The sequence below is a fragment of the Actinospica sp. genome, assembly GCF_035552695.1.
GTDB lineage: Bacteria > Actinomycetota > Actinomycetes > Streptomycetales > Catenulisporaceae > Actinospica.
The window spans coordinates 1-8129 of record NZ_DASZKT010000097.1 but is presented as its reverse complement, the minus strand read 5'-3'; the positions used below and the strand labels follow the sequence as shown (position 1 = coordinate 8129).

Here is an 8129-nt window from a genome sequence, read left to right as displayed (position 1 = left end):
TTCCACCAGCGCCAGGGCTACGAGTCGCTGTACGCGCTCGCGCACGGCACCGAATCGCAGCGGGCCATGGCGCAGGACGCGGTGGACCGCTGGTGGTGGCCCTCGCTGATGATGTTCGGCCCGCCGGACGCCGCCTCCACGCACTCCTCGAAGTCGGCCGCGTGGAAGATCAAGCGGCACTCGAACGACGAGCTGCGGCAGCGCTTCGTCGACCTCTGCGTCCCGCAGGCCGAGGTGCTCGGGCTGCCGCTGCCCGACCCGGACCTGCGGCTGAACGAGGAGACCGGGCACTACGAGTACGGCGAGATCGACTGGTCCGAGTTCAAGGCCGTGCTGGACGGCGACGGGCCGTGCAACCGGCAGCGGATCGAGCGGCGCACCGAGGCGCACCGCGAGGGCCGCTGGGTCCGCGAGGCGGCCGCCGCGTACCAGGCCAAGCGGCGGGGGGTGGAGCGATGAGCACCGGCGGGCCGAACGGGCCGAACGAGGCGAGCGAGCCGAACGAGACCGGGCTCGACCTCTGGGAGGTCTTCGTCCGGGCCAGGCGCGGACTTTCCCACCAGCATGTCGGCTCCCTGCACGCCCCGGACGCCGAAGTGGCCCTGCGCCGCGCCCGCGACCTGTACACCCGGCGCGGCGAGGGCGTCTCCATCTGGGTCGTTCCCGCTGGCGCGGTTTCCGCGAGCGACCCCGGGGAAAAAGAGCCCTATTTCACTCCGGCCCGGGACAAGGACTACCGCTATCCGACTTACTATGAGTTGCCTAGGGAGGTGCGAGGACTGTGAGTAGTGTGCGCGCCCTGACGGCGCTGGCCAGAACGCTCAAGCCGCTGGACGCCTACGCGCTCGGCCTGGGCGACGACGCGCTGATCGCCTCGCACCGGCTGAGCGAGTGGCTGACCCGCGCCCCCGACCTGGAGGAGGAGGTCGCGCTCGCGAACGTGGCGCTTGACCAGCTCGGCCAGGCCAGGTTCCTGCTCGGTTACGCGGGCCGCTCCAGCGGCCTGACAGAGGACGAACTCGCGTATCAGCGCACCGACCGCGACTATCGCAACTGTCTGCTGGTCGAGCTGCCGAACGGCGACTTCGCGCACACGATCCTGCGGCTGCTGTTCTTCAGCGCCTACCAGCGCCAGCTCTACACGGCCCTGAGCGAGTCCACCGACGGCGAGCTCGCCGCGTTCGCCAAGAAGGCCTGCGTCGAGGTCGACTACCACTACGAATACGCCGCCGGCTGGACCCTGCGGCTGGGCGACGGCACCGAGGAGAGCCACGACCGCGCGGTCGCCGCGTTGGCCGAGCTCTGGCCGTACACCGCGGAGCTGTTCGCGGGCGACGACCTGGTCACGGCGCTGGCGGCGGAGGGCCTGGTGCCGGACCCCGAGCGGGTTCAGGGTGCGTGGATGGAGCAGGTCACCTCGATCCTGGCCGAGGCCACGCTGGGCACGGCGCCGAGCGGCACCTGGCGTCCCGGCGGCGGCCGGAACGGAATGCACACCGAGTCGCTGAGCTACCTGCTCGCCGAGATGCAGTCGGTGCACCGCGCGCACCCCGGGGCCACCTGGTGACGGTCATGCACACGGTCAACGCTCAAAAGTCCGCTCGCCAGCTCGTCTCCGATCTCCCCGACCCCGAGATGCCCTGGGTCACGCTCGGCGACCTCGGCGTCGTGCGCAGCGTCGAATGCGGCGAGGACAAGTCCGTGCGCGTCGAACTGACGCCCACGTATCTCGGCTGCCCGGCGATCGACGCCATGCGCGCGGACGCCGCGAAGGTGCTGAGCGAGGCCGGCTACCGCGTCGAATCCGTGGGGCTGCGCCTCGACCCGCCGTGGACCCCCGCGTCGATCACCGAGCAGGGCCGGCGAAAGCTGGCCGAGGCCGGCATCGCCCCGCCTCCGCACGTGGCGCACGGCCCCTCGGCAGGCACCTCATCAGCGGTCTCCCTTTCCCTCGGCGTACGCTGCCCGCGCTGCGGCAGCATCGAGACCACGCTGCTCAGCCGCTTCGGCGCCAGCCCCTGCCAGGAGCTGCGGCGCTGCTCCGCCTGCGCCGAGCCGTTCCCGGCGGTGCGTCCGTGAGCGAGCTTGCGAGCGAACCATTGAACGCAGTGGCGAACGGCTCACCGAGCGCCAGCGAGGTAGCGACGTGAGCTTGGAGTTCCACCCGCTCCGTGTCGCAGTGCTCGACCCGCTGACGCCCGACTCCGTGCGGATCATCCTCGAGGTCCCGGAGGAGCTGGCCGAGGCGTACCGCTACATCGCGGGCCAGCACGTGACCATCCGGTTCGAGACGCAGGGTCCTGACGGCGAGATCAGCCAGCTGCGACGCTCCTACTCGCTGTGCGCCCCGCCGAGCGAGAAGGCCCCGCGCACGCTGCAGATCGCGGTCAAGCGCTCCGTCACCGGCGGCTTCGGCGACTACGCGGTGCGCAAGCTGGCCGTCGGCGACCTTCTCGACACGCTCACCCCGACCGGCCGCTTCCACGCGTACCCCGAGCCGGGGACGCATCACGTCGCGATCGTGGCCGGCAGCGGCATCACCCCGGTGTACGCGATCCTCGCCGACCGCCTCGCGCACGATCCGGCCAGCCGCGTCAGCATCATCTTCGGCAACCGCACGACCGGCGACGTGATGTTTCTCGAGGACCTCGCCGACCTGAAGGACCGCTATGGCGCGCGGCTGAACCTGCTGCACGTGCTCTCCCGCGAGGAGCGCGGAATCCCGCTGCTCAGCGGCCGAATCGACGCAGAGCGCCTGCCGGGCCTGCTCGCCACCGTCGAGGCGAGCGCGCAGGACGCGTACTACCTGTGCGGCCCGACCGCGATGGTCGAGGCCGCCCGCGAGGTGCTGGACGGCCTCGGCGCCGGCCGCGTCCGCTTCGAACTCTTCGACAGCGGCCCGCGCCGCGCCCCCTCGCCCGAGTCGCGCCCGGCCGACGTTCCGGCCGCCACCCTCAACGTGACGCTCGGCGGTCGCACCAGCGTCTGCGCCATGCGCCCGGACGACGGCAGTGTTCTCGACGCCGTCCTCCGCCACCGCCCGGACGCCCCCTACTCGTGCACCGCCGGCGCCTGCGGCACCTGCCGCGCCAAGGTCACCAGCGGCAGCGTGCAGATGACGCACGACTACGCACTCGAAGCCGCCGAGAAGGCCGCGGGCTTCGTCCTGACCTGCCAGTCGCTCCCGACCGCGGACACCATCGACCTTGACTTCGATGCCTGAGTCGACCTACGACTCCGAGGCGTCGTAGTAGTCCTCCGGCGCGACGAGAACGGCCTGAAAGTAGAGCGGCGATCCGTCGGTGTCGAGCGGTACTTCGTGTCCTGCGTCGCGGGTGAAGCCAAGCGAGAGCCCGGGGACGACCGGGTGCAGCGGCTCGCGGTGATCGATCTCGTAGCCCATGGCCTCGATTCGGGTGAGCAGTTCGCGGGCCGGCGTGGCGAAGACGTCGATGCCGCGGAAGGTCACGGTGATCTGCTCGGGGCCGGGGCGCGGGATCCACACTTCGGCCGCGGTCAGGGTCTTGCCGTCGTCGAGAAAGAAGGTGATCTCGAACTGCGGGTGCAGGGCGAGCACCTTCATCTTGCGGAAGCGGGCGGCGGATCCGTCGTTGCGCACCCGGGTGCTGCCGAGCGCCGCGGCGGCCTCCTTCACCTCCGGGGACGGCATCCCGAACGGGAATCCGGTGATACCCGTGGGCGGGCTGAGTTCGATCTCCATGGCCTCTCACCTTAGTAGGCAGTTCACTTCAGCAGGCAGTAATTGATGGTCCAGCCGTTCTTTCTGAGGAACGTCCGCAGGCCCCGGTTCTTCGGCATGTCGTCGACCATCTGCCTGATCGCATCGTCGTACTTGGTTCCGAACTGATCGCGGATCTCGTCGATGTCCATCTTCATCGCCTTATCGAACCTGCCTTGCGAGATGAGCCTCGCCTGCGCGGCTCGCCAGTCCTTGCTGTCCTGGCTGCTGCCGGTGCTGATGAAGTCGCGGTGGTCGGCGTACTCCATGCGGATCGACGGACCGGCGCTCTCGGACAGCTTGTTCGTGAGCCCGAGTTGCATCCAGGAGTCCTTTGCGGGGACGTGGTTGATCTCGTAGGTGCCCAGGGGCGTCCCGGCCGGATTCGCGGGCTGCATCAGGCCGTAATGTCCGCCGTCTTGGCCGGCCTGGCTTCCGGGCTTCAGGCCGAGCGGGTCGCCCCAGGCCAGTGGGTTGATGACATAGGAATGCGGGTTGGGTGCCGGTTGCAGGCCGAGCGGGTCGCCGGTCAGATAACGCCCGGCTCCCGCGTCGTAGTAGCGGAAGTAGTTGTAGTCGAGCCCTGTCTCGGGGTCGTGGTACTGGCCGGGAAAGCGCAGCGGGCAGTCGGTCTCACCCTCCCAGCCCACTCCGCGCCCCTCCGCGGCTCCCCAGAGGCTCGCTCTGCGGGAGGCGGCGATGCGTCCGTCCGCGCCGACGAGTTCCGTAGGGGCGCCGACGAGATCGGTGACGATCGCGTAGAAGCGTTCGTCGATCTCGTCCTGTGTGGCGCCGAGCGCGAACGTCGATTTGGCGACGGGTTTGCCGCGCCGCAACTGGACCAAGGGGCGGTACGTGTCAGGGTCGTAGTCCCACGTGATCGTCTCCGGCGTTCCGCCCGGCACGGTGTGGACCTGCTCGGCCAGACGCGATCCGTCCCAGGCGAACGTCGTCTGCTCGATCGTGGCGCCGCTGGCGTTGAGGCGCTGCTTCGCGATACGGCGGCCGAGCGGGTCGTAGCGGTACTGCCACGTGTCCCCGCCGGGGACGCGTACGTGGGTCAGCCGGTCCTCCGCGTCCCAGGCGTAGTGCCATTCCTGCTGCTGGCCTGACAGGGTCCTCCGGACGGCGCGGATGCGCCGGCCCTGCTGGTCGTATTCGTAGCCGGTTCGGCCCGCCCTGCGCAGCAGCGTGCCGGTGTGTTCGCGCGTTCCCTGCGTGTCGTCGGCGTTGTTGTTCGCGGCCTCGGTGATGTTGCCGAGCGCGTCGTAGGCGTAGCGCTCGGACCAGCCGCTCGCCTGCACGCCGGTGACGCGGCCGAGGGCGTCGAGTTCGAATCGCCGTGTTCCGCCCTGGCGGTCGCGGATCGCCGCGAGCACGCCGTCCTGCCGGTAGTCGTAGCCGCGCTCACGCAGGGCCGTGATGCCTGTCGCGTCGCTGCGCCAGATGCCCTGCTCGGTCATCCGGTGTGCCGCGTCGAAGGCCTGCCGGATCGCGGCCGCGTTGCCGAGGTTCTGGGTCGTCCGCCGGCCCACGGCGTCGTGCTCGAACGTCAGCCATCCGACCGGCGTGCTGAGCCTGGCGGGCCGTCCGGCGGCATCGTAGGTCCACGTCGAGGCCGTGCCGTTCGGTGTGGTCCGCTTGATCCGCCGTCCGCACGCGTCGTATTCGTACTGTGTGCGCGCGCCGTTGACCATCTCGGAAACGACTCGGCCCAAGGCGTCGCGGGCGTATTCGATGGTCGCGTCCGCGTTCCGTGCCCCGATCAGGTGACCGGCCGCTGAGTATGCGTACTGTGATACCGCGCCGGAGTTCTGCCGGGCCTCGACGACGCGGCCGTGCGCGTCCCTCACGTACCGCACGCCCTGGCCCGCGGCGTTGGCTCGCTCCGCCATCTGCCCCGCGGCGTCGAGGCGATACTGCTGCCGGGAGCCGTTGAAGTCGACTTCCGCGACGACGCGTCCGGCCTGGTCCCGCTCGTAGTACCAGGTGAGACCGGTCGGCCCGGTGACTGCGGCCATGCGCAATTCGGTGTCGTGCGTGAGGGTGTAGCGCACGCCGTCGACGCTGGTCTGTGAGGTCATCACGCCGAACGGACCGTAGGTGCTCGTGCTCTGCGCACCCTTCTCATCCGTGTGCGCGATCTCGTTGCCCGCGGCGTCGTACTGCCAGCGTTCCACCGTGCCGTCCGCGTTCCGGCATTCCGTGCGCAGTCCGTCGGCCGTCCATCTGTAGGCGGTGATGTTACCGAGCGCGTCGGTGATCTCCAGCGCGCGGCCGAACGCGTCCCGGCGAGCTCTGGTGCTGTTGCCCAGCGCGTCGGTCAGGGTGACGGGCAGGCCGGCGGCGTCGGTCTGCACGCGCTGGACGTTGCCCTGCGCGTCTGACACCGTGCGCAGGTTGCCGTTCTGGTCGTAGGTGTAGGACGTGGTCGCGCCGAGCGGATCGGTCTTTGACAGAAGATTGCCGCGCTGGTCATACGTGTACTGCCACGTCGTCCCATCGGGTCCGGTGATGCGCACAGGCTGCCGTAGCTCGTTGTAGAGCACGAACACGGACGTGCCGTCCGCCCGGTCGATGCGGACCGGATCGCCGTTCTCGTCGTACGTGCAGCGCGTGACGGCACCGAGTTCGTCGATCTGGAGCGACGGACGGCTGTTGCGATCCATTTCGGCCTGCACAGTCGCACCGAGGGGATCGACGATCTTGTTGACGTGCATGTGCCGGTCGTAGTGGAACTCGGTGCGCTGCCCGAGCGAGTCGGTGACGGTCGTGACGCGCTGAAGCCTGTTGTAGGAGAACTGCGCGTTCATACAGCCGCCGGGGCCAAGGCCGCGTGCCACGCGGCCGCTGTCGTCGTACTCGTACACGTACTGGTAGCCCAGCCGGTCCATCCAGCCGGTCATGCGGTCGGCGAAGTCGTAGGAGTAGCGGAAGGGCACGCCGGCCGAGTTGACGATGTCGGTGAGCCGGCCTCGCGCGTCGTATCCGAACTGGCGCACGAGCGTGCCCTGCCCGCCGTCCGTGCCGTCCAGTAGCCGCAGGCCACTGATACGGATCCAGGACTGGTTGACGACGGTGTCGACCGCCACGCGGTAGCCGCCGGAGTGCACGACCTCCGTCGGCAGGCCGTTGCTCGAGCGCTGGTAGGTGACGTAGTTCCCGTTGCGGTCGCTCAGTGCGCCGATCGGACGCCGGGCCGGATCGGGGGCGGCCGGGAAGTGCCTGGTCCGGCCCTGCTCGGTGTCCTCGATGCGGATCACGTCGTCGGGCCCCCAGGTCAGCGGCCAGCGCGCTCCGCCGTTCGGGAGCACGCGCTGCCCGGGCTGCGTCGGACGCGGATACGCCACGACTTGGGCGTCCTCGCCGACATAGCGGATCTCCTTGGCGTCGATCTCAACGCACTGATCGAGAGTGGACGACCAGCCGGGGCCGAACAGCCGTCCGCGGGAGTAGCCCGACGCGTAGGCCCGGCGCAGCGCGAGCGAGAGCAGGCCCGGGAGTTCGAGGTCTGTCTCGTTGGTGATGACCTGGCCGGAGACCACGTCGACCGGATCGCCGTCGGTGCAGGTGTTTCCGTTGCCGTCCACGGGCTGGCCGCCGCCCCCGTCCAGCGGCGGTGCGCCGCTCGAGGACTTGGACCTGCCGTTGGGCGGCTGCCCGGACCCTCCCTTGGGCGTGCCCGGCAACGGCGCCGCCGCGCCGGCCGCGCCCGCCGCCGCCGAGCCTGCCTGACCGAGCGCGCCGGCCGCGGCGGCGGCCACCGGAGCGAGGGCGAGTGCCGTGCTGGCGATCGCCGTGCCGACGTCAGCCTGCCCGGCGCACGGATCGGCGGAGCTCGAGTTCGCGTACGACGGATCCGAGCACGGGTCGGCGGCCTGCGCGACGAGCGGGGAGAAGACCATCAGCGCGAAGGCCGAGGCCACGACGGCGAGCAGTTTGCCCAGCATGGCCCTGGCTCTCATGACGCCCCCTGCATGACGTGCGCGTTCGTGCTCGGCACGGGACGCGGTCGACGATATTTGAGCTCCGCGATCCGCTGACGCAACTGCTGATCATTCGGGCCATGTGGATCGCGTTCGCCGCGGACCGCGTGCCAGCGAGCCATGCCGAGTTCCAGCTGCGTGTCGTAGAGCCGGCCGAGGGCGATGCATTCGGTGAGTCCCGTGGTGCGTAAAGCCTTGGCGCGCAGGAAGAAGCGGCGCAGCGGGCGCATCAGGGTCGGTATCTCGTGGGCGTCGACGGCGCCGAATCCGGTCGCGGCCTCGGCGCGCAGTTCGATGGAGAGCGCGGCACGCTGGTCCTTCAGCCCGCGCCGTAGCAGCACGATGTAGAGCATCACGAGCGGGCCCTGCAGCACGACGAACGCCAGCGGCGTATAGAGCAGCAG

General features: G+C 70.0%; 7 protein-coding genes and 1 pseudogene. 5 read left to right on the top strand and 3 right to left on the bottom strand.

Annotated features, from left to right (window positions below; all coding sequences use genetic code 11):
- The 5 genes from VG296_RS12620 to VG296_RS12600 all read left to right on the top strand — a co-directional run.
- The coding region (locus VG296_RS12620; protein ID WP_325565863.1) for a Phenylacetic acid catabolic protein at nt 1-459 on the top strand (459 nt) is incomplete at its 5' end.
- Nucleotides 456-785 (top strand): 1,2-phenylacetyl-CoA epoxidase subunit PaaB, encoded by a 330-nt coding sequence (gene paaB, locus VG296_RS12615; protein ID WP_325565862.1) that lies wholly within the window; start codon nt 456-458, stop codon nt 783-785. The genes VG296_RS12620 and paaB, both read left to right, overlap by 4 nt.
- Before the next feature lie 5 nt (nt 786-790).
- Nucleotides 791-1567, top strand: coding sequence for a 1,2-phenylacetyl-CoA epoxidase subunit PaaC (gene paaC, locus VG296_RS12610; protein WP_349259541.1), 777 nt, complete (start codon nt 791-793; stop codon nt 1565-1567).
- Nucleotides 1568-1572: 5 nt separating this feature from the next.
- Nucleotides 1573-2079, top strand: a complete 507-nt coding sequence (gene paaD, locus VG296_RS12605; RefSeq protein WP_325565860.1) for a 1,2-phenylacetyl-CoA epoxidase subunit PaaD — start codon at nt 1573-1575, stop codon at nt 2077-2079.
- 67 nt (nt 2080-2146) lie between these two features.
- Entirely contained in the window at nt 2147-3223 is a 1077-nt protein-coding gene (locus tag VG296_RS12600) for a 2Fe-2S iron-sulfur cluster-binding protein (protein ID WP_325565859.1), read from the top strand.
- 6 nt (nt 3224-3229) lie between these two features.
- Here VG296_RS12600 and VG296_RS12595 read toward each other — a convergent pair whose 3' ends face one another.
- From VG296_RS12595 to VG296_RS12585, 3 genes and pseudogenes are all read right to left on the bottom strand, one after another.
- Nucleotides 3230-3721 carry a hypothetical protein gene (locus tag VG296_RS12595; RefSeq protein ID WP_325565858.1) on the bottom strand — a complete coding sequence of 164 codons (492 nt, stop codon included), beginning with the start codon at nt 3719-3721 and terminating at the stop codon, nt 3230-3232.
- 23 nt (nt 3722-3744) lie between these two features.
- Nucleotides 3745-7704 carry a DUF6531 domain-containing protein gene (locus VG296_RS12590; RefSeq protein ID WP_325565857.1) on the bottom strand — a complete coding sequence of 1320 codons (3960 nt, stop codon included), beginning with the start codon at nt 7702-7704 and terminating at the stop codon, nt 3745-3747.
- A pseudogene (locus VG296_RS12585) lies at nt 7701-8129 on the bottom strand (hypothetical protein); the annotation flags it as partial. The pseudogene VG296_RS12585 and the gene VG296_RS12590, both read right to left, overlap by 4 nt.

Bases quoted from the DNA above. Each gene is read 5' to 3' on its own strand.
- VG296_RS12590 (WP_325565857.1), bottom strand. From the start codon at position 7,704: ATGAGAGCCAGGGCCATGCTGGGCAAACTGCTCGCCGTCGTGGCCTCG.
- paaD (WP_325565860.1), top strand. From the start codon at position 1,573: ATGCACACGGTCAACGCTCAAAAGTCCGCTCGCCAGCTCGTCTCCGAT.
- paaB (WP_325565862.1), top strand. From the start codon at position 456: ATGAGCACCGGCGGGCCGAACGGGCCGAACGAGGCGAGCGAGCCGAAC.
- VG296_RS12595 (WP_325565858.1), bottom strand. From the start codon at position 3,721: ATGGAGATCGAACTCAGCCCGCCCACGGGTATCACCGGATTCCCGTTC.